Consider the following 23,500-nt stretch of genomic DNA (forward strand, 5'->3'; position numbering starts at 1 on the left):
CCTTATCCGACACGTGATTACATTATGGTGAATCCCTTCCATAATCGGAAAAAATCCCCATATGGTTTTAGATTAATTATAGCACGCTATTAGTAGATTATTAGATATTGAAGATGTTTGTAATATTTTTGTAATATTTGTCAAATTAGTGGTTGAAGTAGGGGGAGTCTTGCGAGAATGAGAGGAACTCATGCCGATCATATCTAAAATCGAGTAATAGCAGATGAAAGTCGAGCAGCTGCAGGATCAAGTCATGCAGCATCATTCTAAATTCGTGCAAGAACAGGATCAAGTTATGCAACATTATTCTAAACTCGTGCAAGAACAGACTAAATTCGTGCAGACATAGGGTTAGGTCATGCAGCAACAGCCAAAACTCATGCAGTAGCGTCCCAAACTCATGCAACAACCTCCCAAACTCGTGCGACACCACCCCAAACTCGTGCACCAACATCCCAATCGCACATTTTCACCCATATCATCTATCACTTTTTTTGTTATAATTTCAGTAATCGTGTAAAATTTTATAAGAATGTATTCATGAAAATATCCACTGGAGTGAATGAATTGAGTAAACGGATAAAAGTGATGACGATTTTTGGGACAAGGCCAGAAGCGATTAAGATGGCTCCACTTGTTCTGGAATTAAATAAACGATCAGATGAATTTGAGTCGATAGTGGCAGTGACCGCACAGCATAGAGAGATGCTTGATCAGGTGCTAGCTATTTTTGGTGTGTCACCTGACTTTGATTTGAACATTATGAAAAAGGGTCAGTCCCTTGCGCAAATTACAACTCGTGCGCTAGAGGGATTGGACCGGATTATGAAGGAGACGAAGCCGGATATAGTGCTGGTGCATGGTGATACGAGCACGACATTTACGGCTTCCCTTGCTGCGTTTTATAATCAAATTGCAGTTGGTCATGTCGAGGCAGGTCTTCGTACATGGGATAAGTATTCTCCGTTTCCGGAAGAGATGAATCGCCAGCTAACAGGTGTTATGGCTGATTTGCATTTTGCACCAACAGATAAATCTAAGCAGAATTTGCTGGATGAAAATAAGGACCGTGATCGAATAGTTGTCACAGGAAATACGGCAATTGATGCGTTGAAAACAACGGTTGATGAGAGTTATACGAGTGAGATATTAGATCAGATAGGTGATAAGCGCCTTGTTTTGATGACAGCACATCGTCGGGAAAATCTAGGGAATAATATGCAGCAAATGTTCCGTGCGATTAAGCGACTTGTCGAAACCCATGATGACATTCAAGTTGTGTATCCAGTCCACTTAAATCCACTTGTTCTGCAAACAGCTGATGAAATTCTTGGTAATGATGATCGGATTAAGTTAATTGATCCATTAGGTGTGGTGGATTTTCATAACTTTGCAGCACGAGCACACTTAATTTTAACCGATTCTGGTGGAGTGCAAGAGGAAGCGCCATCCTTAGGAGTGCCAGTTCTCGTATTACGGGATACAACCGAACGCCCAGAAGGTGTGGAAGCTGGAACGTTAAAATTAGCAGGAACCGATGAGGACAATATATACCATTTAGCAAATGAACTGTTATCAAGTGATGCAGCACATGAAAAGATGGCCAAAGCCTCAAACCCATATGGTGACGGGGAAGCATCACGCCGGATTGCCGATGCGATTGTAGACTATATGAATAAGGAAAGATAAGGAAAACTGTAGAAAAAGGGGATTTCTAATGAAAATTACCATTGCAGGGACAGGATATGTAGGACTTTCCAATGCCGTTCTGTTAGCACAGCATAATGAAGTTATTGCACTCGATATCATGCAGGAAAAAGTAGATATGATTAATAACCAAAAGTCACCAATTGTGGATCCAGAGATTGAGGACTTTTTAGCAACAAAAGAGTTAAACTTAACGGCTACAACAGATAATGAGAAAGCATATAAAGATGCCGAATACGTCATTATTTCAACACCGACAAATTATGATCCCGAAAAAGATTATTTTGATACGAGTTCGGTTGAAGCGGTGATTGAAAATGTGCTTTCCATCAATCTGGATGCCGTCATGGTTATTAAATCAACCATACCAGTTGGCTATACAGAGGAATTAAGAAAGAAATTTGATACAACAAACATTATTTTCTCACCAGAATTCCTAAGAGAAGGGAAAGCATTATTGGATAATTTATATCCATCGCGGATCATTGTCGGGGAGCAATCGGAAAGAGCGGAAAGGTTTGCTCATTTATTAGCAGAAGGTGCGCTGAAAGAAGATATCCCTATTTTATTTACCAATTCAACAGAGGCAGAGGCGATCAAGTTATTTGCGAATACATATTTAGCAATGAGAGTGTCCTTCTTTAATGAATTGGATAGTTATGCAGAAATGAATGGGCTGGATACAAAGCAAATTATTGAAGGGATCGGACTTGATCCACGAATTGGGGACCATTATAATAACCCTTCTTTCGGATATGGCGGTTACTGCTTACCGAAAGATACAAAGCAGTTATTAGCTAACTTTAAAGATGTACCAAATAACATCATTACGGCAATTGTTGATGCAAATCGTACAAGAAAGAGTCATATTGCAGATCGTATCCTAGCTCGAAATCCTGAGGTGGTAGGGATTTATCGCCTGACGATGAAGACTGATTCTGATAACTTTCGGCAATCCGCGATACAAGGGGTCATTGAACGCTTAAGAATTAAAGGTGTCGGGATTGTAATTTATGAACCTGCACTTGATGATGATGAATTTGAAGGTCTGAAAATAGTGGAGGATTTTGATGAATTCAAACGTACCTCTGATGTCATTGTGGCAAATAGACTGTCAGTGGACCTCAAAGACGTAAAGGAAAAAGTATATACAAGAGATATATTTAGTCGAGATTAGCAGGAGGTGGCGTTTGTCACCTCTTTTTTTTATGACTTTTTACTAATTAATATGACTTTTTTATGACTGCAAGCACATGTTATGCCTGTCTGTTTCATGGTAACATAGATTATGGACATTTATCGGTTTATACGAAAGTTTTTTGAAAATGAAGGGGATGCTCGGTGGAACCCAAGAATATTGTGATCGATTTAGATGTAGGTAACATCACTTTATCATCAATTCGAATCTAATAAAATGAAAGCCATTACAAGTATGATAAAAGATCTGTTTGTTGAATGAAATGATACAAAAGTTAAATTAACTACATAATGATTAGTTGGATCCAATCCTATTTTCTTTGTAAGCTTAATTATCAGAAAAATTGGCGAAAACACCCACATATTATCATTATTATAAAATAATACTTTTATATATATCAAATATTGGGAAAAATGCGATTCCATTAAACTATCACAATGAAAATCTGAAAACAAACAAGTATTATCTAATTTTTTAATTGAAAATGGGATAATTCGATTGTTTCTCAAACCAAGCAAAGGTATTTCAATTTTTGAGGTGTGTTTTAATCGATATCGTTCATATATAACAAAATAATAGGGCATGTATATAGGGGGTTGCTGCTTGTATGATACGAGTATTGGTTGTAGAAGATCAGCTACTTGTTCGAGAAGGGATTCAAGCATTACTAGAAAAGGTAGAGGATATGGAAATAATTGGGACAGCATCGAATGGATATGAAGCAATCCAACATGTCCAAAAAAGTCCCCCAGATGTAGTACTAATGGATATTCATATGCCGAAATTAGACGGCATTAAAGCAACGTTACATCTTAAAGAACATTTCCCTAATGTAAAAGTAATTTTACTGACGACCTTTGCGGAAGAAGATCGGATTATTACGGGGATCAATGTTGGTGCAGATGGATTCTTGCTGAAGCGGCTGGATGTCAATCATATTGTACGTTCTATTCGAGATGCCTATGAAGGTCAGATGGTGATTGTGGGGGAAGCGGCAAGGATATTGGCGAAAAATATTAGAGATGCCAAGTACAACAAAAAAGAAGTACTCAATAGAAAATTACAGGTACGGTATATCTACTTGTCAAAACGTGAATTAGATGTCGCATATGCGCTTATGGAAGAGATGACAAATAAACAAATGGCACAAAAATTATTCCTAGGGGAAGGAACCATTAAAAATTACATAAGTGAAGTCTATACGAAATTGGGGATCCGTAATCGGAATGATGCGATTGCTTTTTTACAATCATTATTTAAGATGGAAAACTACTAAAAAACAAAGTTGATAAATTTTTTAGTAAAATATGACTTTTTTGTTTAGAAGTCACTAAAAATATGAATTTATATATAGTATTATACCATTTAAGGATGTTTTTATTTCGCATTAACTGGAAAGCTGATTAAGAACCCCACGCCTTGACAATGTTGGATCTTTGTAGGGAGCAATGCTGATACAGTTTTCCTAGTGCGTCCAATCCATGCATTAATAGAAGCTACACTGATAGAAAAGAAGGTAGGTAGGAGAGATGGACAAAATCAGTATTATCCAGCATGATAATCACTCAGTGAGTGTAGATAATCAATGTCAGGCAAAAGCCACGATAAATCATATTCCCTACAATGATGATATAGCAACAAGGATAGAGGAATTAAATCCAGATTTCATTGTTTTTGTCCCTGATGAGTTGGACCAACGAAATGCAATCTTTAAGGTCGATTATATTAAACAGCAACATCCACGTATCCCAGTTATCATTTTATCCCATACATTTGAAACAATTGATGTTCTTGCATATATACGTGTTGGTGTGAGTGGTTTTATAGATGATATGACTGATTTATCAAATACTATTTGTGTCTTAAAACGTGGTCATTATGTCTTGCCAAACGACTGGACGGAAGACTTTCTATTAGAGGTCTTACACTTAAAGCAACGAAACAAATATACCTTCTCCCAGTTATTGCATGAACATGGTATTCACTTAACAAAACGTGAGACCGATGTGGCGTATCTGTTAAAGCAAAATAAAAGCAACACGGAAATCGGTAAAAAACTAGATTTACGCGTTGGTGCGGTTAAAGTACATGTGAGTCATATTTACTCGAAGCTAAATATAAAAAAGCGAAGTGAAGCCGTATCATTCCTAAACCGGATTGGGATGCTGCGATTAGGTGCTTAGCTACGCCTTACGAAAGGTACAACAATTCGTGATCTTGTGCCTGTCATGAAGGAAATCCCCGATTAATTGGATTGGAGGATTTTCTTTTTTTAAAGGTAAGAAAAAATGGGAAATCCTCGATATACTCCTACCTTTTAAAGATTAGCTTTTTTCCTAACGAAAATAAGACGAGTATTTGGGCAATAAGTATTCCTAGTTTCATTTATTTTTTATGATGGCCATATAAAACCAAATCAATTTTTACATCATGCCAAAGTAGTTCGGATAAACAATCCGAATAATATTCGATTTCCTTTTTCTTTATTTTTATAGCACTTGATACTTTATTAAACTCCTTTAACTTTTCCTATACATACTCAAGTGAAGGCATGATACTACCTCCTGATGATTTAGTAATTCATAAACTATCGTAACATAGATTGAATTATATAAATATGCTAACTCCTCCCTGTTTCCGTGAATTTCTCTTCTTCAATGTCAACATATGAAACATAATATTCCCACTATTCTATATGAATATTTTAACATATATCATACCTTAGAAAATAATCTGTATGTAAAGAAGCAGTTGTGAGTATGGGGGATCGTTTCTAGGCTTCTAGAAGTGTGTCAAGAAATAGAATGAGGTAAATCAATGATGATAATTTAAGACAATTAGCCATTCAAGGTGTCATTGAACGGTTAAAACAGTTTTCAGCGGCAGCTGTTTATCGAAAAATGTCAAAACGTTAACTTTTTTTATAATTTAAAGTATTGACCAAAATAGAATATTAACTTATAATAACGTTTGTATCGGTTTTGTGGTCCAACCACCAAACCAAAAAACTAAAAGTAAGTCACTAATATAATAAAGGAGGTTTCTATATGTTTGTGCGTTTTACAAAAGGTGATGTTACATCATACGGTGTCCTTAATGGGGACAACATTAAAAAAATCCAGGGGGATCTATTTACAGGAGATTATAAGATTACCGAAGAGACCCTACAACGTAAAGAGGTGAGACTTCTTGCGCCATGTAAACCAAGTAAAGTTATTTGTGTAGGGTTAAATTATAAAGATCACGCTAAAGAAGTGGAGTTACCATTGCCAAAAGCGCCACTATTATTTTTGAAGCCACCAACATCCGTTGTTGGTCCCAATAATGAGGTCTATTATCCAGAGCAATCTGGTCAAGTTGATTATGAAGCTGAATTGGCCATTGTCATCGGTAAGGAAGCAAAAAATATTTCGGAGGAAAATGCAAACGATTACATACTTGGCTATACATGCGCCAATGATGTAACCGCCAGAGACATTCAATTTGGTGATGGTCAATGGACTAGAGGGAAATCATTTGATACATTCTGTCCAATTGGACCAGGAATCGTAAAAGAAGTAGATTTAGAGAATGCTAAAGTCGAGTTATATGTAGATGGGGAAAACAAGCAGCGTTCTACATTGGATCAATTAATTTTTAAAGTGCCACATCTAGTTAGCTACATTAGTCAGCATATGACATTAATGCCTGGTGACATTATTTTAACTGGTACGCCACATGGGATTGGTCCTGTTGAGAAGGGAAGTACCATGACCGTTAAAGTAGAAGGAATTGGTGAATTGGCTAATAAACTAGTGTAGGTAGGAGGTGCATGATGTCTGACTTTGGTTTAGGTACATGGGTGCAAATAAATAGTGCAACCGTGGTAGAAATCATTGGAAATAGTAACTTCGACTTTGTTGTTATTGATTTAGAGCATGGCAATATCTCGCTTGAAAGCCTTGAGAATCTTTTACGAGCTGCAAAGTTGTCTGGATTGGAGACAATTGTTCGTGTCTATGAAAATAATTCTTCCTTAATTATGAGGGTTTTGGACTTAGGTCCAGATGGTATTTTAGTACCGCACGTTTCCTCTAAAGAGGATGCAGTACGGGTAGTACAAAGTGCCAAATATCCGCCTCTTGGAGATCGAGGTTCCTGTCCATGCATTCCAGAAGCAAATCATTGGACGAATGATTGGACGAGTTTTATGGAACAAAGCAATCGGGACACAGAAATTATTGCACTGGTAGAGGGGCAGCATGGAATGAATCATTTCCAGGAGATTATCGAAGTGGATGGGATTGATACGTTTATGATAGGGCCATTTGATCTGTCCGTGTCCTTAGGGATTCCTGGTGACAGTTCTCATCCGCTAATTGAAGAAAAGTATAACAGTTTAATAGAGCTTGTTGAAAAACAGGGGAAAGAGCTTATTGGTGTTGACTTCTCCTATGAAATGAAAGCAATTCAATCCAATATTGAAAAATGGAGACAACGTGGTGTGACAAGAATGATGACGGGGATTGATAAGATGTTTGTTACTAAAATGATGAAGGAAGTTGGAAACTTTAAATAATTAGTACGAGATAGAAGGGGTGGAAAGTTTCATGAAGAAAATAATGCTATTTTTAGCAGTGACTATGATCGTATTTGTAAGCGCTTGCGGAGGTGAAGAATCCAGTGGTGGAGAAGGGAGTGTAGAGTTAACGGTAGGTCACATATTCCCAGATAGTCATCCAGGTGGTGTTTATTTAGACAAATTGGCTGAAGAAGTGGAAGAAGAAACAGACGGGGAAGTTACATTGCAAATTAATCATAATGCAGTACTAGGCAGTGAAGCAGATGAGATCCAACAAATGCAAGCTGGTAACTTAGATATGGCATTATACTATGGTATTGCGAACTTTGAATCGATTGATCCTGCTTTTGGTGTAGAGGAATTGCCGTTTATATTCAATGATATCGATCATGTTAGAAGAGCATATGATGGGGAATATGGTGATAAGCTGTCAGACATGCTGCGGGAACATGAATTTGAAGTATTGTCATACTGGGAGAACGGATTTAGACATTTTACCAATAATGAACGTCCCATTGTGGAGCCTGCTGATATGGAAGGAATTAAATTCCGCAGTGCTGAAATTCCAATTCGCTTAGAGATGTTTGAGTTACTAGGAGCAAATGCCATATCCATGGGTTTTGATGAATTATTTACAGGTCTGCAGCAAGGTACAGTGGATGGACAAGAAAATCCATTAGCAACGATTGACTCGTCAAATTTCTATGAAGTACAGGATTATCTATCTCTATCTGGACATATTTATAATTCTGCGCCATTAATGATTAGTTCCAATAGTTTGGATAAATTATCTGACGAACAGCAAGACATTTTGTTAGAAAAAGCGGAAGAATTAAAAGTAGAACAGCAAACAATGCTGGATGAACAGAATGCAGAATTGGAAGAAAAGCTAGCTGAAGAAGGAATGGAAATTAATGAGATTAATAGTGAATCATTCAAAGATGCTGTACAGCCATTATGGGATTCATTTGCTGAGGAAAATGGTGATGAATTAATCAAACTTATCCAGGACTCTGAGTAGGATTGGGGGGAATCAAATGGAAACAAACGTGTTACGGTGGATTGAAAAGTTAATTAGTGGCTTAACCGTCGTTGTGTTTGCCCTCATGACCATTATTGTATTTGCACAGGTTGTTTTTCGCTATGTATTTGATATGAATATTCATTGGGCAGAAGAATTTGCGCGTTTCGGAATGGTATGGATTGCATTTTTAGGCGCTGCAATCGGCATCAAGTATGAAGAACATACACGTATTGATTTTTTCATTAAAAAGCTGCCACCTGCTGGCAGAACCTTTATTGAAATTCTAAACAAATTAATATGTATCGTATTCCTAGCCGTTATCTCCTATTATTCGATTACATCACTTGGAGATATGATGTCACTTATGACGCCTTCATTACAGATTCCAACTGGGATTGTCCATCTTATTATCCCAGTAACTGGTATCGTGATGATCATTTACCTTATCATTCAAATGCTAGGGATTATACGAAATAGTAATGAAAAAGGAGATCAACCTGTATGATTATTTTTCTTATATTAGGGATTTTACTGTTGATTGGTCTTCCTGTCAGTTTTGCAATTGGTGTATCTTGTCTTGCATTTTTATTCCTTCAAGATACAGCTGTAGCACCAAGTATTATTCCACAGCAAATGTTTAGTGGTCTGAATTCATTTCCCTTGCTGGCACTCCCATTTTTCCTGCTAGCAGGGAACTTGATGATGTATGGTACAACCCCAAGATTGATGCGTTTTGCTAATGCTCTGTTAGGATTTATTAAGGGTGGTTTGGCCGGTGTTTCGGTTACAGCTTCCGCGTTCTTTGGAGCAATTTCTGGTTCTGGTGTTGCAACCGTAGCTGCTGTTGGTTCGATTGTTACTCCTGAAATGATCAAAAAAGGATATGACCGTGGATTTATCGCACCATTAATTGCTGGTGCTGGTGTTTTGGGAATGGTTATTCCGCCTAGTATGGCAATGGTCGTATTTGGTGTCAGTGCTGGTGTTTCCATTGGTGATTTATTCCTGGCTGGAATCCTGCCTGGAATCTTGGTTACATTATTATTAGTGATCTACGGAATTATTGTGTCCCGTAAACGAAATTATGGTGGGGATACCACAGCATTTGATTTTAAAGAATTGTTCCAATCGTTTATATCTGCCATACTCCCGATGCTGCTGCCTGTCATTATTTTGGGCGGTGTGATGTCAGGTGCATTTACACCGACAGAATCAGCAGTTGTTGCGGTTGTCTATGCCTTAATATTGGCAACTGTCGTTTACCAGGAATTGCCAGTAAGCAAACTGTTTTCTGTATTTAAGCAGTCCGCTGTAAATAGTGCCATCATATTATTCATTATTGCTGCTGCAACGCCATTTGGTTGGATTTTAACGACACAGCAAATTCCAAATGAATTGGCGACCTTTTTAACAAGCGTTACGACTAGTGATATACTGATTTTGATATTTATTAGTATTATTTTACTAGTGATGGGTACATTTATGGAGACCATTGCAACGATTATTATTATGACACCAATCTTATTTCCGATTGCGATGCAAATTGGGATAGAGCCACTTCACTTCGGTGTCCTGATGATGGTAAACTTAGCAATTGGTGGCGTTACACCGCCATTAGCAGTTGGACTGTTCACATCAGCCAAAATTGCTGACATTCCAGTCGAAAAAACATTCCCGGATGTGCTTCACGTACTTGGTGTCATGGTTTTATCATACATCATTATAGTGTTGATACCTGAGTTATCGCTATGGATTCCAGAAATCTTTGATTAATAAAAATGAATATGTTTGTTAAATGGGGTATGTGTTATGAAAATTGAACCAATAAAGAAAACATCATTATCTGATTTTGTGGTGGATCAATTAAAAGGTTTAATCATAAAACGGGAAATTAAGGTTGGGGAAAAGCTGCCAAATGAACGAGAGTTAAGCCAGTTATTTGATGTCAGTCGAAATTCCGTTCGTGAAGCTTTACGAGTGCTGGAATTACAGGGGCTATTAAACAGAACCCACTCTGGAACGTATGTTCAAGCTGATTTTTCAAGAATTATTGAAGAGTCATTCACCTTGCAGATTTTATTAAATGATGCGAAATATGAAGATATTCAGCATACACGTGTCATGCTGGAAAAAGATCTAGTTCGCTTAGCAGCAGTACGGAGATCCGAGAAAAATCTGTCTAATATTCAACAATACATTGATGATATGAGCAAGGCGATTAAGGAAAAAGATAAAGAGAAGTACATTGCTGCTGATATTGGATTTCATAGGGAAATAGCAGAGGCTGCCAATAATTCAGTATTACTATTTTTGTACAATACCATTTCTGATTTGTTATTTAAAGTACAGAAACAGGTTGCCTATGATGACAATGTGTTAACGGCTTCTCTAGATTATCACAAGCTGATTTATGAGGCAGTTATCCATAAAGATGAAGATGAAGCAGAGCGGCAATTAGTTCTTCATTTAAATGATGTAGAGAATCGGATTTTAAAATTAAATGAAATGGACCAAATTGCTCGTGAGGAATTTCAAAACTATTAATAGCAGGGAGAGGAATTATCATGCATGTAGCAAGAGATAAAGTCTATCAATTTTCGATTAACTGTTTGAAAGAAGTAGGAATGAAAGAAGAAGATGCCAAAACGATTACGGATACGATGCTAGTAGCTGATTATCGCGGTATTCACAGTCATGGATTTCTTCGTCTTCCTATTTATATTGAACGGATTAAAAAAGGATTTATTAACATCGATGCTGTTGTGGAAACGGTTAATGACAGTACTTCGCTTTCATTAATGGATGGAAATTATGGTGCTGGCCAGGTAGTCGGAAAAACTGCCATGAATAATTCTATTAACAAAGCAAAAGAATCAGGAATTGGCTTAACCGTAGTACGAAACAGTAACCACTTTGGGATAGCAGCTTATTATGCTTCGCTGGCAACGCAGAAAAACATGATTGGGCTTGTCATTAGTAATGTTGAACCATTAATGCCTGCTGTTGGCGGTGCAGAAAAACTTATTGGGAATAACCCAATTGCTATCGCTGCACCAAATGCTGAGGGCAAGGATCCAATTGTATTAGATATGGCGTTAAGTAATGTACCACTAGGAAAAATTTTAGTAGCGAAAACAAAAGGTGAATCGATCCCGTCTGGCTGGGGTGTGGATAAAAATGGTCAGGAAACGAATGACCCTGCTGAGGTTACAGATGGTGGATTCTTATCACCAGTTGGTGGACCAAAAGGTTTTGGGCTAGCGTTATTAACGGAAGTTTTAACTGGTGTTATTTCTGGAGGTCAATTCTCCAAAACAATCTCGTCTATGTATAACTTAGAAGAAAAACAGTCTATTTCCTATTTTATGCTAGCAATTGATACTTCCTTCTTCTTAAAACCAGAAGAATATGATGAACGAATTCAGATGCTTTCTTCTTTTGTAAAAGATACGAAAAAAGCACCAGGTGTTGAGGAAACATTCTTGCCAGGTGAAATTGAGTTTAAACGTGAGAGAGATAATGCGGAAAAAGGTGTTCCTGTTGATGAAAGCGTCCTGGAGGAACTTCGTAAGCTAGGAGAATCATTGGACATTCCATTTGAATTATAAGGTGTCTAAGGATAGAGACTAGGTGACGGGTAATGGATCAGGCTTTTAATACTTCCTTCGTACAGGAAGAAGCATCCATACTTAGCACATACTAAATAAATGACTGCCTCAGAATATATGAGGCAGTCATTTAATATAGTTTTATTATTCTTGTGCTCTAAAGGAAAAGGAGAGGCGCAATTAACTACACAAATGTAAGATTCGCGAACCGCATCAAGAATTTATACAGAAGGGACTTACGAGAATTACTCATCAACATTACCAGCTGGATAAAAGTTTCCATGTCCCGTTGTTTCAAATACTTCATTACTTTCGCCACCACTTCGTCTGGACCTTTAGAAAAAAGTACGTTAGAAATAGTTATAATGATGTGTGGGTGGTCGGTTAGGAATTACATTGATTAAATTTTACATAAGTTAACCGTATAATGTTATAAAAGTTTGAGGGTGAGAATTATGCTTAAGGATGAAATTAAGAAGCTGATTGACCATTTGCCAAATGATTGTTCCATAGAAGATATTCAGTATACATTATATGTCCGTTCTAAAATAGAAAAGGGCCTAGATGATCTTGAAAAAGGAAATATTGTTTCTCACAAGGAAATGGAAAAGAGAATGGATAAATGGCTAAGACAGTAGTTTGGGCTCAATATGCACTTAATGATTAGAATATGTAATTGAATATATTTCTCAAGATTCTCCAGCATATGCTGCGTCATTTTATGATGGGGTTAAAAGTAAATCACTGAGTTTGAGTCTATTTTCCGAAAGAGATAGAATAGTACCAGAATTTAATAATGAAAAAATAAGAGAGATTTTGTACATCGTTATAGAATGATATATAAAGTTTCTGATAAACAAATAATTATATTAGCCTTTATACATGGAGCAAGGGAATTAATATAGAGGTAGGACTTATACTTGGTTTTAGATTATAAAGGACAAGGGGGGGGAAAGGAATTGAAGCATGGAGATGGTTCTCTTGATTTCTAAAGAATTGCCCCTTTTATTTTTTGATTTCCAGTCAAGTTATTTTAATAACTTCGGGCAGAGTTTTGCCTATGTTCCAGTTCAGTTCTTAATTTAGATGTAAGATGTATTTTCTCTAGGGAATTATGTTCAACGTACGGAAATCAGTAATACTATAAGGCTGGTGTCACCCCATCTTGGTAGTATTTTTAATGTAGTGAAGTTTTTAATTGTATTAAATGTTTTTAAAATCGGTCATTCCTAAAAATAGGCTTATCCCCATTAGTTATTCGCATCTTATTAATCCGCTTTCGAATATGATTCAAGAAATGCTGTTTAAGATATAACGCTTCATCCATCAGTTCATGTTCTTGTTCGAGTGTAAGCTCCTGCTTTTCAAAGTTAATTCCGTTACCTCTTAACCAGCTAATAAATGTTAGCTGTTGTTGTGTAATGTGTTCTCCCTTGTATAAGACAAGAATATACAGGTAATCTTTATTGACATCGTTTTTGAATGCTTCCTGAGATATCTTAGTGATGATCCTTTCTTTTTGTTGCCGGATGGTCTCACTCTTGACATTTGGGGGTAGATCTAAATAGTTCTCAATGTCTTTTTTTTTTATTCAGATAGGTGGTTAATTCTGATTTAGGTAGGTTAAATTCATAAATCAATTTAGTAATTATATCACGACGATCATACCAATTCGTTATACGATGTTTCATCATCCAGTCGATTGTGATTAAGTACTTCTCGCTCTCTTCTAAGTCATAAAAAACTTTACATAGAATAAGTCTGTTTTTAGGGTAGAGATGTTGATATGCGTAATAGGTTGTATAATTCCCTACCACAGAATACTTGCAGGTCTTTACATCAAACACCACTTCTGGCAAGTAAGAAGAATAGATTTCCTTGTTGACTTTCTTTATTTCACGACTAAGCTGTTTCTTAGGGATGTCTAGATTTTGGATGAAAGGTTCCATGCTTTCTAGAGGAACAAATACAAATTCATTGACAAGCAATCTTGAGTAGTTAATCATAGGCTGTCAGTCCCTTCTAAAACAGCCTATGTTATAGCTAGTTTGTCCTATTACACTACAAATGTTAGCCGACCATTCGACAAAATTCGGGTGGTGACAGGCACCAAAAAATGATAGGGTCAGACCCATTGGCCTTGCATGTGTGGAAATAACTTCCAATTCATTAAATGTAAGAAAATTATTTACAAAAATAAAAAAGGCTCCTATTGTAGAAGTGAGACCATACTTGTTCCCAAAATTTCTACAAAGGAGCTTTTAAATTGCCAAATAAAAGTATAGGTCATAAACAGTTAATTAGTCAATGTTTATCGGTTTTACCTACAGAAGTTTTTTCATCTCCACTCTTAAATTATGAGTATGACAAGCTTTCTGTAGATGCATTAATGAAAATTTTTGCGGCTGCACAACTAGATAAGTGGGAGTCCTACGAAGATATGGAAGAGCGTCTTCGTGCCAATCCAGAGTTTTGTGAAGCTATTAATCACCTAGTATTAGTGGATCACAATTAAGTCGCAGAATAAACAATTTACCCACAGAGTGGGCTCAGGAACTATTCCAAAAAGTTGTACATAAGATTCAAGAACTCACAAAAGATTATAAAGGAATAAGTCCTGAAATAGGGCGACTAAGAATCATAGATTCTACCCATTTAAAACTTCCTCCACAGCTCTGTGATTGGGCTTTCGTCACTAAAGGATGGAATGTAGTGAAAAAGCATATCCGTATCATGGTTGTCTCAGAAGATATCTCCTATCCTGACAAGATTGTACCTTCCACGGGAAATGTAGGAGATGTTGAAACACCTACTTACTAGTCGAAGAAGCTGATGTAACCTATCTGATGGATCGTGGCTACCCATCAGTAAAGAACTTGATGAGTTGGCAGGAAAAGGGGATTTCTTTCGTCGTACGAATATCAAGAGTATAAAAGCTGTACCAAAAGTAAAGTATGAGACCAATCATCCAGCTATTCTTATGGACGCAAAAGTTCAATATAGCTATGCGGATGAACCGATTCGCCTAGTAGGATTCGAAGGCGAAGAAAAAAACTCTATCGATTAATGACGACGAGATGGGATTTACCTGCAGAGCAAATTATGGATCTCTATCGTTATCGATGGATGATTGAGACATTTTTCAAATGGGTAAAACAACATTTAAAACTGGTCAAGATTTGGAGTACGAAACCACAAGGAATGTGGAATCAGATGTTCCTTGCCTTAGCCGCATATGGGCTGGCTTTGATCCTACAATTACAGTTAAAGTCGAAGAAGAAACTTTGGCCGTTTTTAAGGTTAATGCGAACGTATATGTATAAACCATACAGTGAATTTATGGAAGAGTTATATCAAGGCAAAAGCAAGAAATCACGAGGGCGCCAGAAAGTCCCTATACCAAATGAAAAGGAGACGAAGTTTGAAGGGAATGTAGCCATTATCAAGCCACAAAAGAAGAAATAGTGTTTATTTTTTTTGACATTTAAATATGGAAAAAAATGGGAACAAGGTCAACTTAATACCCCGTTCTCATTTTTTAATTTAAAATCTGAAACCAATTGGTAAATTTTTATTCTTATGGATTTTAATAACATTGATGCAAGGCCAATGGGTCAGCCCCTCATACTATGAGAGTGAATCATTAGATTGCTATAAGGGTCAAATAATTCCACCCTACTTTATTATACATAATACTTATATTATTTAACGTAAAATGTCATTAAACATGGCCTCGGCTTTTCTAAAATCTTTTTCATCCATAGTGCCTAATTTCTTTAAAATTATTCTATTTTCAATAGAAAAAACCTTATTTGGTAATACCCATTGGTCACTATAAAGTAAGCCTATTGAAGTTGTTTTATACATTTTAAGTTCATAGCGAACAGTATCACTTCTTTTTTCTTGGCTAGTAATTGCTAGACATATATACTTCCCATACTCTTTGTAATGATTTTCATTACTGATAATAACAGCAGGGCGCTTTTTGAATCCCGGTTGATCATTGAATGGGAAAGGGACTAAAACAATATCTTGTTTTTTATAAGTCATTATAGGCATCGTCCTTTTCATTATCCCAAGCTTCTTTAAGAGATTCATTGACTATTCCATTATAAAGATTATCCTCTTCTTGGTTTAGTAATTTCTCAACCTTTTTTTTAATATCTATAACCTTTTCAGCGTAGACTTGTTTTTCTTCTTCAGATAAAGATTTAATTAGGTTATCGAACTCATTAAAGACATCTTCTTTTTTTAGAGCAGACATGATTGGACACCTCACAAGTCATATTTTCCTTATTATAACATTTCAGTAACATTACACAAGACAGACTACAGGTGTCAACTCCCCGCTACGTAGAGTTTAGAAGGAGGAGAAAAAATTGATTATAGCATAGATGTGATTATGCTTCAAAGGTAAGTAATCTAAACATTGAAGCGATTACAACGGTTGCTGGAAATGTGGAAGTAGAAAAAAACACATTAAATGCTCTTAAAGTTTGTGACATTATCGGGCTACATGATGTACCAGTTGCACAAGGAGCGGGAAAGCCATTGCTTAAGAAGATGGAAATAGCCGAAGAAATTCATGGTGAATTGGGTCTAGATGGTCCGAAACTTCCTGATGAACCAAAATCTAAAGCCGTTAAACAGCATGCTGTTGATGTAATAATAGAGAAAGTCTTATGTTCTGATGGGGATATTACGTTAGTGCCAACTGGGCCCCTTACGAATATTGCGATGGCTATGATTAAGGAACCCAACATTGTTCCGAAAATAAAAGAAATTGTACTAATGGGTGGAGGGACATTTGGTAATTGGACCCCTGCAGCAGAATTTAACATTTGGGTTGATGCAGAAGCAGCTAAGGTAGTTTATGAGAGTGGTGTACCGATTGCAATGTTTGGCCTAGATGAGCCTCGGCAACGAAAGAAGTAATTAACAAATTTGCTGACATTGATAATCCAGTTTCTAATTTTGTCGTTGAACTGTTAGAATTCTTTCAAATAAGTATCAAGATGTTTTTGGCTTTGGAGGAGGACCATTCCATGATGCTTGTACAGTCTCGTACTTAATCGATCCTTCCATCTTTAACTTTAAACATGTGCGTCTAGATATTGAAACAAAAGGTGAATGTACGTATGGAATGACTTCTGTTGATATTCTAGGTATAACAAACAAAGGACCAAATGTGTGTTTTGCTTACCAGTTAAAGCAGGACAAGTTTTGGAACTTATTTGATAGCGTACTGAGATCTTATTCAAATTAGAGGACAAGGAAATCATTCGTTTAGTGATAACAGAAAAGAAATCATCCATGTAGAAGACGACTTTCGACAAAATTCGAGTAGTGACAGGCACCTTCTTTTTAAAGAGTTTTGTCATTTTCATTTTGACGATTGGTTGAAAAACTACAAAATAAGTGTTGACAGATTATTCAGAAGTGCATATAATATGAAACTATAACATTTAAACTGAAAAGAAAATCATAAAAGGCAATGAACGGATCGAAGTAGTGTCTTATCTCCCTGAACAGAGAGCTGATGGTGGTGCGAATCAGTCATAGATAAGGTGCGAATTACAGTCCTGGAGCTTCTTTTTCTTCTTAAAGCTAGAGTCTTTAACAAGAAAAAGACGGTTATTTGATCGTTAACCAATTAGAGTGGTGAATCGTCTATTCACAACTAGGGTGGTACCGCGAACCAATCGTCCCTACTGATCGTTATCAGTGGGGACTTTTTAATTCTTGAGAGTTCGCCGTCACCACTAAACCAAAATGAAATATATCAAAAAGCAATGAACGGACCGAAGTAGCGTCTTATCTCCCTGTCCAGAGAGCTGATGGTGGTGTGAATCAGTCATAGATAAGGCACGAATTACAGTCCAGGAGCTTCTTTCTCATCATTTTTCCTGAGAAAGACGGTCGAACAGATCGTTAACTAGAATCAAGAGGTGAACGCACATTTCGTTCACAATGAGGGTGGTACCGCGATGAGAATCGTCCCTGTCGTAGATCAATTTACGACAGGGACGATTTTTTTCGTATATCACGACACGTTAATTAAAATTTTAAGGAGGAATGAAACATGAGTGCAAATGAATTAAAAGAATTACGTAACCAAATCGATGAGGTAAATCTAGAGATATTGAAGCTGTTAAACCAACGTGGTGAAATTGTACAAAAAATAGGGGAATACAAAGAAAAGCAAGGTGCGGTAAAATTTGATCCAGTTCGTGAACGGCAATCGCTTGATGTCATTATGAAAAACCATGAAGGCCCGTTTGAGTCATCCACGGTTCAGCACATTTTCAAAGAAATTTTCAAAGCAAGTCTGGAGCTTCAGGAAGATAATCATAAAAAAGCATTACTAGTATCCCGTAAAACATGTCCTGAAAACACCATTGTTGATGTGAATGGTACAAAGATTGGCAATGGAGAGCAGGGTTTCATTATGGGACCATGTGCAGTGGAAAGTTATGAGCAGGTTAAAGAGGTAGCAAAAGCAATGAAAGCACAAGGTCTAACGCTTATGCGAGGCGGCGCTTTCAAACCTCGTACATCTCCATACGATTTCCAAGGTCTTGGAATAGATGGGTTGAAAATTTTACGAAAAGTTGCCGATGAAACTGGCATGTCTGTTGTCAGTGAAATCTTAACCCCACATGATGTCGAAACAGCGCTAGACTATGTTGATGTCATTCAAATTGGTGCGCGTAACATGCAGAACTTTGAACTATTGAAAACGGTAGGGAGAGTGAAGAAGCCTGTCCTGTTAAAACGAGGATTGGCCGCTACGATTGAAGAATTTATGAATGCGGCCGAATATATCATTTCACAAGGAAACGATCAAATCATTCTGTGTGAACGGGGAATTCGGACGTATGAGAAGGCAACACGGAACACGTTAGATATTTCTGCTGTACCAATCTTAAAGCAGGAAACCCATCTTCCAGTTGTCGTTGATGTCACCCATTCTACTGGCAGAAAAGACTTACTTTTCCCAGCAGCAAAAGCAGCACTAGCGATAGGTGCAGATGCCATCATGGCAGAAGTTCATCCAGATCCAGCAGTGGCCTTATCGGATTCCGCACAACAAATGAATATTCCGGAATTCAAGGAGTTCATGGACGGTATAAAGGCATTTAACGGTAAGCTAGCGCAAAATGAAGCGCTTATTCGATAATAAAGGAGGAACTGGGATGAAATGGAAAGAGCAAATTCTTGATTTAGGTGCATATCAACCAGGTAAGTCAATAGAAGAAGTGAAGAAGCAGTATCAACTCGAATCAATTATAAAATTAGCTTCAAACGAAAACCCATATGGCTGTTCACCACATGTGGATGAAGCATTAAAACAAATGGATTCGTCCTTTATGCTTTATCCTGATGGCAATGCTTCTCAATTAAGGGAAGCAACTGCCTCCCATTTAGGGGTAGATGAAAAACAGCTTATTTTCACCAATGGCACAGATGAGCTGGTCCAAGTTATTTCCAGAGCGATGCTTGAACCTGGCAAGAACACTGTCATGGCTTCACCAACCTTTCCACAATATAAGCAGGCAGCCATTATTGAAGGTGCAGAAGTGCGGGAAGTAGAGTTGGTAAATGGAGATCACGATTTGGCTGAAATGCTGTCAGCAATAGATGAGGACACTGCCATTGTATGGGTTTGTAGTCCAAATAACCCAACAGGGATCTATATTCCAGAGAGTGAGATAAGAGATTTTCTCCGTCAAGTTCCAAGTGATGTATTAGTCGTTCTCGATGAAGCTTATTATGAGTATGTGACAGATCCGTATGATTCACTGTCACTTATTGATACATTTCCTAACTTGATCATCACGAGAACATTTTCCAAAATTTATGGCCTTGCTAGTTTTAGAGTGGGATATGGGATTGCATCGGAAAACATTATTCAGCAACTGGAACCAGTTCGTCTTCCGTTTAATACCAATGTACTTGGTCAACGAGCTGCAACTACTGCCATAACAGACCAAGCATTTGTAGAAGGCTGCCGCAAGAAAAATACAGCCGAGCTGGAAAAATATTATACATTTTGCAAAGACCATCAGCTTGATTATTTTCCATCACAAGGAAACTTTATCTTGATTGATTTTCATCTGGATGGAGATGAGGTTACAGAATTTTTATTGACAAAAGGGCTCATTGTTCGTTCTGGAAAAGCATTAGGATTTCCAACATCAGTCCGGATTACGGTTGGTCAAGAAGAGCATAACGAACAAGTGCGAAGTGCCATAAAAGAGCTTATCACCGAGAAGGTTTAATGAGGAGGAGTAGGCATGCGTGGAAATGTATTGATTGTAGGGCTAGGATTAATCGGCGGATCCTTAGCCCTTGCCATCAAGAATAAACATCCAGAGGCACAGATTTATGGCTATGATAAGCGGAAAAGTGAAGCAGAAACGGCAAAATCACTTCAAATTATTGATGAAAAAGTAACCTCTTTCCGCAAAAGTGCAGAACTCGCGGATGTGATTATTTTGGCAATCCCCGTGTTACAGATGAAAAGGGTCATGAGACAATTAGCAGGTTTTGACCTGAAGGAAAATGTCATTATAACCGATACTGGCAGTACGAAAAATGGGATCATGGAACTGGCTGAGGAGTTGTGGCAGGAGGTTACATTTATCGGCGGTCATCCGATGGCAGGATCCCATAAAACCGGTGTAGAAAGTGCCAAGGCCTATCTATTCGAAAATGCCTATTACATCCTAACGCCTACAAATCATGCTTCTGATCGAGTAGACGAACTAAAACAATGGTTGCAAGGTGTTAATGCGCATTTTCTTGTTCTGGATACAGCGGAACATGATTATGTAACAGGTGTCGTTAGCCATTTCCCGCATATTATGGCAGCGGGTTTAGTGAATCAAGCAAGTAAATATGCAGAAAATCATCCATTGGTAAATGTGCTAGCAGCTGGTGGGTTTCGAGATATTACCCGAATTGCATCGGCTAGTCCAGAGATGTGGAAAGATATTATGAAACAAAATCAGGCCAACTTACTAGAAATAGTCGATGACTTTGTTGAGGAAATATTGGATTTCAAACAGGTATTAGAAAAAGGGAATGATCAGGCGATTTCTGAGTTCTTTGCAGATGCAAAGGAGTATCGTGATTCGTTACCAGTTCGTTCGAAAGGTGCCATCCCTTCGTATTATGATTTGTATGTGGATGTAATGGATGTCCCTGGTGCTATTGCAGGCATTACGACATTGCTAGCTGAACATGGCATCAGTCTCACCAACCTTCATATTATTGAAAATAGAGAAGGCCTGCTCGGCGTCATGCGCATTAGCTTTCAGAAAGATGAGGATCGCACAAAGGCTCAAGATCTATTAAGAATGAATGATTATAAGACGTTTGAAGCGGCCTAACTGGTGCCTGTCACTTCCCGAATTTTGTCGTTTGATGTCGAATGGTGATCATGCGAAACTTCTCGCTCCTTTAACCAAAAGTGACACCGTAATTCCAATAAGTAGTCCGATGAAAATATCAATCATTAAGGTGGATAGAAACGTAGCGATGAGAATAAGACCATCTGACAGTTTATTCTTTATATAATCGATCATTTGCTTTAGGTTGATCAGTTTGGAAACAGCCACAATAATAATTGCTGCAAGTGTCGCTTTTGGTAAGTAATAAAATAATGGTGTTAGAAAAAGAATGGCTACGAACATGAAAAAGGCAGTGATCAATAAGGATAAGTTCGTTTTTGCACCAGACTGATGGTTGACTGCTGACCTTGAAATCGCCCCAGCAATTGGGATGGATCCAACAGCGGAACTGGTAATATTAGCAAGGCCTAAACCCATTAGTTCCCTGTTAGGATCGAGCTGTTCATTCTCTTTGTTCGCTAATGTTTTGCCAATGGCATAGGATTCCAAAAAGGATATAAAACTAATCATAAATGCTGTTGGCATTAACAATAAAATGAGATCCCATGTCGGTATTGTCATAGAAAGATCTGGAAATCCGCTTGGAATTTGGCCGACAATATCGACGTTTTTTTGATGAAGATTAAAATAATCCACGAGTCCAATCGATAACACGATGACAATAAATGGCCCGGGAGAAATGGTGAACATTTTCTTAAGCGTTACCAATAGAAGGATACTTCCGATGCCGATTAACGCAGTATAGGCATTGATGTCAGAAACGTGTCGTAAAATTTCCATCCCATAATCAACTAGATTATCATACTTTGGCAATGATACCCCCATAATGGATTTAACTTGGTTTAATGCAATAATAATTGCGATTGCTGAGGTAAACCCAGTGATAAACGCGGGGGAGACATAATCAAAAATAGATCCAAATTTAATCAATCCCATGCAAAATTGCAATACACCCACAAGCAGTGCCAGAAAAATAATGAGCTGCAGGAACTGAGCGGAATTTGGTGCAGCAATGCTAGAAACAGCCGAAAAAGCTAATAAGGAAACAACGGAAACGGGACCTACCGATAAATATTTCGAGGTCCCAAATAAAGCGTAAATGATGAGCGGAAAAGTAGCCGCAAATAAGCCGAGTGAAACTGGTACTCCAGCTATTGTGGCATACGCCATGCTTTGAGGGATTAACAAAAATGCTACAATTAATCCAGCAGTAAGATCCCCTATTAAATTGGACTGTTTATAGTTTGCGAGATGCTTTAATCCAGGCATGAGTTTGTAGATCTTCAACATCGATTTCTCCTTACTATGTACAGGCTATACGATTAAATATATTAGTTGTCTTATGAAATATGACTCGGTGTTTGAAGGGTAGTTGGTAGCGGGTGAGTAAACGTGCGGTATGATTGACTAACTTAGGGGGAGAATTTTTATAAAGAAACTCGAACCGCCATACATAATAAAGGTGAACACAATGAAAACAACATCCAAATCAAAGCGGGAAGAAAGACGAAATGAACATATCTACATTGCAGGACCAGATTTTCCCCAAATTGATACAAAACCAATTGATGACATTTATGAAGCACTCGCCAAACAGCACTTCACGCCACGCAGACCAATCCAGGAAAATGGATTGGTCACTGGCGAGGAAACAGAAGAAGAGAAGCTGGCCATTTACGAAAAGGACATTCGTCTTCAGGAGGAATGTTCCATGCTTGTTGTGTGCTGATTAATGATGATCCTGGAACCTACGTGGAAATCGGCTTGATGGTAAATAATGGCAAGCAAACCATCCTTATATGACCCTTTCCACTAGGCAGAGAATTTGTTTTTAGTGAAAACGGTGGATTGTGTGAAAGATTATGCTGGGGGATTAGGTATAATAGGTAATTAGACTCACCGTACCGAAAATAGTATCTACACATAGAGTATAACTAGGAACTTACGAGCAGCAAAATACATAGCTAGTAAGTTCTTTTATAATAG

General features: G+C 37.6%; 24 protein-coding genes and 2 other annotated features. Of the genes, 21 read left to right on the forward strand and 3 right to left on the reverse strand.

Annotated elements, in window-relative coordinates; all coding sequences use genetic code 11:
• The first annotated feature begins 567 nt into the window (after positions 1 to 567).
• From wecB to GHC26_RS15840, 15 genes are all read left to right on the forward strand, one after another.
• Entirely contained in the window at positions 568 to 1,689 is a 1,122-nt protein-coding gene (gene wecB / locus GHC26_RS02360) for a non-hydrolyzing UDP-N-acetylglucosamine 2-epimerase (protein WP_163969633.1), read from the forward strand.
• Positions 1,690 to 1,717: 28 nt separating this feature from the next.
• Positions 1,718 to 2,884, forward strand: coding sequence for a nucleotide sugar dehydrogenase (locus GHC26_RS02365; RefSeq protein WP_163969634.1), 1,167 nt, complete (start codon positions 1,718 to 1,720; stop codon positions 2,882 to 2,884).
• A gap of 628 nt (positions 2,885 to 3,512) precedes the next feature.
• Positions 3,513 to 4,181, forward strand: coding sequence for a response regulator transcription factor (locus GHC26_RS02370; RefSeq protein WP_163969635.1), 669 nt, complete (start codon positions 3,513 to 3,515; stop codon positions 4,179 to 4,181).
• 253 nt (positions 4,182 to 4,434) lie between these two features.
• The gene (locus tag GHC26_RS02375) at positions 4,435 to 5,088 is read left to right on the forward strand and encodes a response regulator transcription factor (protein WP_163969636.1); all 654 of its coding nucleotides are present in this window, start codon (positions 4,435 to 4,437) and stop codon (positions 5,086 to 5,088) included.
• A gap of 864 nt (positions 5,089 to 5,952) precedes the next feature.
• Positions 5,953 to 6,705 carry a fumarylacetoacetate hydrolase family protein gene (locus GHC26_RS02380; RefSeq protein WP_163969637.1) on the forward strand — a complete coding sequence of 251 codons (753 nt, stop codon included), beginning with the start codon at positions 5,953 to 5,955 and terminating at the stop codon, positions 6,703 to 6,705.
• A gap of 14 nt (positions 6,706 to 6,719) precedes the next feature.
• Positions 6,720 to 7,463 (forward strand): HpcH/HpaI aldolase family protein, encoded by a 744-nt coding sequence (locus GHC26_RS02385; protein WP_163969638.1) that lies wholly within the window; start codon positions 6,720 to 6,722, stop codon positions 7,461 to 7,463.
• Between the two features lie 31 nt (positions 7,464 to 7,494).
• On the forward strand, positions 7,495 to 8,487 hold the full coding sequence (locus tag GHC26_RS02390) for a DctP family TRAP transporter solute-binding subunit (RefSeq protein ID WP_163969639.1): 993 nt from the start codon (positions 7,495 to 7,497) through the stop codon (positions 8,485 to 8,487).
• A gap of 16 nt (positions 8,488 to 8,503) precedes the next feature.
• Positions 8,504 to 8,995: a TRAP transporter small permease gene (locus GHC26_RS02395; protein WP_163969640.1), complete on the forward strand. Its 492-nt coding sequence runs from the start codon at positions 8,504 to 8,506 to the stop codon at positions 8,993 to 8,995.
• Positions 8,992 to 10,263, forward strand: coding sequence for a TRAP transporter large permease (locus GHC26_RS02400; protein WP_163969641.1), 1,272 nt, complete (start codon positions 8,992 to 8,994; stop codon positions 10,261 to 10,263). Before GHC26_RS02395 ends, GHC26_RS02400 begins: the two co-directional genes overlap by 4 nt.
• A 36-nt stretch (positions 10,264 to 10,299) precedes the next feature.
• A complete protein-coding gene (locus GHC26_RS02405; protein ID WP_163969642.1) occupies positions 10,300 to 11,034 on the forward strand; it encodes a FadR/GntR family transcriptional regulator in 735 nt (244 codons plus the stop codon).
• Between the two features lie 20 nt (positions 11,035 to 11,054).
• Entirely contained in the window at positions 11,055 to 12,098 is a 1,044-nt protein-coding gene (locus tag GHC26_RS02410) for an Ldh family oxidoreductase (RefSeq protein WP_163969643.1), read from the forward strand.
• 455 nt (positions 12,099 to 12,553) lie between these two features.
• Entirely contained in the window at positions 12,554 to 12,736 is a 183-nt protein-coding gene (locus GHC26_RS02415) for a hypothetical protein (RefSeq protein ID WP_163969644.1), read from the forward strand.
• Between the two features lie 1,628 nt (positions 12,737 to 14,364).
• Complete coding sequence (locus GHC26_RS15830; protein ID WP_226376823.1) at positions 14,365 to 14,613, forward strand: hypothetical protein; 249 nt, start codon at positions 14,365 to 14,367, stop codon at positions 14,611 to 14,613.
• Between the two features lie 369 nt (positions 14,614 to 14,982).
• Positions 14,983 to 15,165 (forward strand): hypothetical protein, encoded by a 183-nt coding sequence (locus GHC26_RS15835; protein WP_226376824.1) that lies wholly within the window; start codon positions 14,983 to 14,985, stop codon positions 15,163 to 15,165.
• Positions 15,165 to 15,563 (forward strand): transposase, encoded by a 399-nt coding sequence (locus tag GHC26_RS15840; protein WP_264175945.1) that lies wholly within the window; start codon positions 15,165 to 15,167, stop codon positions 15,561 to 15,563. The genes GHC26_RS15835 and GHC26_RS15840 overlap by 1 nt, the downstream gene beginning before the upstream one ends.
• A gap of 240 nt (positions 15,564 to 15,803) precedes the next feature.
• On the opposite strand, the gene GHC26_RS02425 is transcribed toward GHC26_RS15840, so the two are convergent.
• Positions 15,804 to 16,148 (reverse strand): type II toxin-antitoxin system PemK/MazF family toxin, encoded by a 345-nt coding sequence (locus tag GHC26_RS02425; RefSeq protein ID WP_163969645.1) that lies wholly within the window; start codon positions 16,146 to 16,148, stop codon positions 15,804 to 15,806.
• The gene (locus tag GHC26_RS02430) at positions 16,138 to 16,362 is read right to left on the reverse strand and encodes a hypothetical protein (RefSeq protein ID WP_163969646.1); all 225 of its coding nucleotides are present in this window, start codon (positions 16,360 to 16,362) and stop codon (positions 16,138 to 16,140) included. The genes GHC26_RS02425 and GHC26_RS02430 overlap by 11 nt, the downstream gene beginning before the upstream one ends.
• Before the next feature lie 194 nt (positions 16,363 to 16,556).
• On the opposite strand from GHC26_RS02430, the gene GHC26_RS16095 reads away from it, so the two are divergent.
• The 5 genes from GHC26_RS16095 (at position 16,557) to GHC26_RS02450 (ending at position 21,493) form a co-directional block, all read left to right on the forward strand.
• Positions 16,557 to 17,033, forward strand: a complete 477-nt coding sequence (locus GHC26_RS16095) for a nucleoside hydrolase (protein WP_318936964.1) — start codon at positions 16,557 to 16,559, stop codon at positions 17,031 to 17,033.
• Positions 17,034 to 17,091: 58 nt separating this feature from the next.
• The gene (locus GHC26_RS16100) at positions 17,092 to 17,364 is read left to right on the forward strand and encodes a nucleoside hydrolase (RefSeq protein WP_318936969.1); all 273 of its coding nucleotides are present in this window, start codon (positions 17,092 to 17,094) and stop codon (positions 17,362 to 17,364) included.
• A 219-nt stretch (positions 17,365 to 17,583) separates the two neighbouring features.
• Positions 17,584 to 17,811: a binding site (T-box leader), on the forward strand.
• Positions 17,812 to 17,881: 70 nt separating this feature from the next.
• Positions 17,882 to 18,103, forward strand: a binding site (T-box leader).
• Positions 18,104 to 18,180: 77 nt separating this feature from the next.
• Positions 18,181 to 19,278, forward strand: a complete 1,098-nt coding sequence (locus tag GHC26_RS02440; RefSeq protein ID WP_163969647.1) for a bifunctional 3-deoxy-7-phosphoheptulonate synthase/chorismate mutase — start codon at positions 18,181 to 18,183, stop codon at positions 19,276 to 19,278.
• A gap of 16 nt (positions 19,279 to 19,294) precedes the next feature.
• Positions 19,295 to 20,380 (forward strand): histidinol-phosphate transaminase, encoded by a 1,086-nt coding sequence (hisC, locus tag GHC26_RS02445; protein WP_163969648.1) that lies wholly within the window; start codon positions 19,295 to 19,297, stop codon positions 20,378 to 20,380.
• A 15-nt stretch (positions 20,381 to 20,395) separates the two neighbouring features.
• A complete protein-coding gene (locus tag GHC26_RS02450) occupies positions 20,396 to 21,493 on the forward strand; it encodes a prephenate dehydrogenase (RefSeq protein WP_163969649.1) in 1,098 nt (365 codons plus the stop codon).
• A gap of 48 nt (positions 21,494 to 21,541) precedes the next feature.
• On the opposite strand, the gene GHC26_RS02455 is transcribed toward GHC26_RS02450, so the two are convergent.
• Complete coding sequence (locus GHC26_RS02455) at positions 21,542 to 22,804, reverse strand: SulP family inorganic anion transporter (protein ID WP_163969650.1); 1,263 nt, start codon at positions 22,802 to 22,804, stop codon at positions 21,542 to 21,544.
• 181 nt (positions 22,805 to 22,985) lie between these two features.
• Between GHC26_RS02455 and GHC26_RS02460 the strand changes: the two genes are divergently transcribed.
• Entirely contained in the window at positions 22,986 to 23,243 is a 258-nt protein-coding gene (locus GHC26_RS02460; RefSeq protein WP_163969651.1) for a nucleoside 2-deoxyribosyltransferase, read from the forward strand.
• The last annotated feature ends 257 nt before the right edge of the window (positions 23,244 to 23,500 follow it).

It is taken from the genome of Oceanobacillus halotolerans (assembly GCF_010993955.1).
Lineage (GTDB): Bacteria > Bacillota > Bacilli > Bacillales > Amphibacillaceae > Oceanibacillus_A > Oceanibacillus_A halotolerans.

Coding starts and splice junctions, on each gene's coding strand:
- GHC26_RS02450 (WP_163969649.1), top strand. CDS start 20,396: ATGCGTGGAAATGTATTGATTGTAGGGCTAGGATTAATCGGCGGATCC.
- GHC26_RS02400 (WP_163969641.1), top strand. CDS start 8,992: ATGATTATTTTTCTTATATTAGGGATTTTACTGTTGATTGGTCTTCCT.
- GHC26_RS02430 (WP_163969646.1), bottom strand. CDS start 16,362: ATGTCTGCTCTAAAAAAAGAAGATGTCTTTAATGAGTTCGATAACCTA.
- GHC26_RS02385 (WP_163969638.1), top strand. CDS start 6,720: ATGTCTGACTTTGGTTTAGGTACATGGGTGCAAATAAATAGTGCAACC.
- GHC26_RS02395 (WP_163969640.1), top strand. CDS start 8,504: ATGGAAACAAACGTGTTACGGTGGATTGAAAAGTTAATTAGTGGCTTA.
- GHC26_RS02415 (WP_163969644.1), top strand. CDS start 12,554: ATGCTTAAGGATGAAATTAAGAAGCTGATTGACCATTTGCCAAATGAT.
- GHC26_RS02365 (WP_163969634.1), top strand. CDS start 1,718: ATGAAAATTACCATTGCAGGGACAGGATATGTAGGACTTTCCAATGCC.
- GHC26_RS02375 (WP_163969636.1), top strand. CDS start 4,435: ATGGACAAAATCAGTATTATCCAGCATGATAATCACTCAGTGAGTGTA.
- GHC26_RS02380 (WP_163969637.1), top strand. CDS start 5,953: ATGTTTGTGCGTTTTACAAAAGGTGATGTTACATCATACGGTGTCCTT.
- GHC26_RS02425 (WP_163969645.1), bottom strand. CDS start 16,148: ATGACTTATAAAAAACAAGATATTGTTTTAGTCCCTTTCCCATTCAAT.
- GHC26_RS02410 (WP_163969643.1), top strand. CDS start 11,055: ATGCATGTAGCAAGAGATAAAGTCTATCAATTTTCGATTAACTGTTTG.
- GHC26_RS15840 (WP_264175945.1), top strand. CDS start 15,165: ATGACGACGAGATGGGATTTACCTGCAGAGCAAATTATGGATCTCTAT.
- GHC26_RS02405 (WP_163969642.1), top strand. CDS start 10,300: ATGAAAATTGAACCAATAAAGAAAACATCATTATCTGATTTTGTGGTG.
- GHC26_RS02460 (WP_163969651.1), top strand. CDS start 22,986: ATGAAAACAACATCCAAATCAAAGCGGGAAGAAAGACGAAATGAACAT.
- GHC26_RS02440 (WP_163969647.1), top strand. CDS start 18,181: ATGAGTGCAAATGAATTAAAAGAATTACGTAACCAAATCGATGAGGTA.
- GHC26_RS02370 (WP_163969635.1), top strand. CDS start 3,513: ATGATACGAGTATTGGTTGTAGAAGATCAGCTACTTGTTCGAGAAGGG.
- GHC26_RS02455 (WP_163969650.1), bottom strand. CDS start 22,804: ATGTTGAAGATCTACAAACTCATGCCTGGATTAAAGCATCTCGCAAAC.
- GHC26_RS02390 (WP_163969639.1), top strand. CDS start 7,495: ATGAAGAAAATAATGCTATTTTTAGCAGTGACTATGATCGTATTTGTA.
- hisC (WP_163969648.1), top strand. CDS start 19,295: ATGAAATGGAAAGAGCAAATTCTTGATTTAGGTGCATATCAACCAGGT.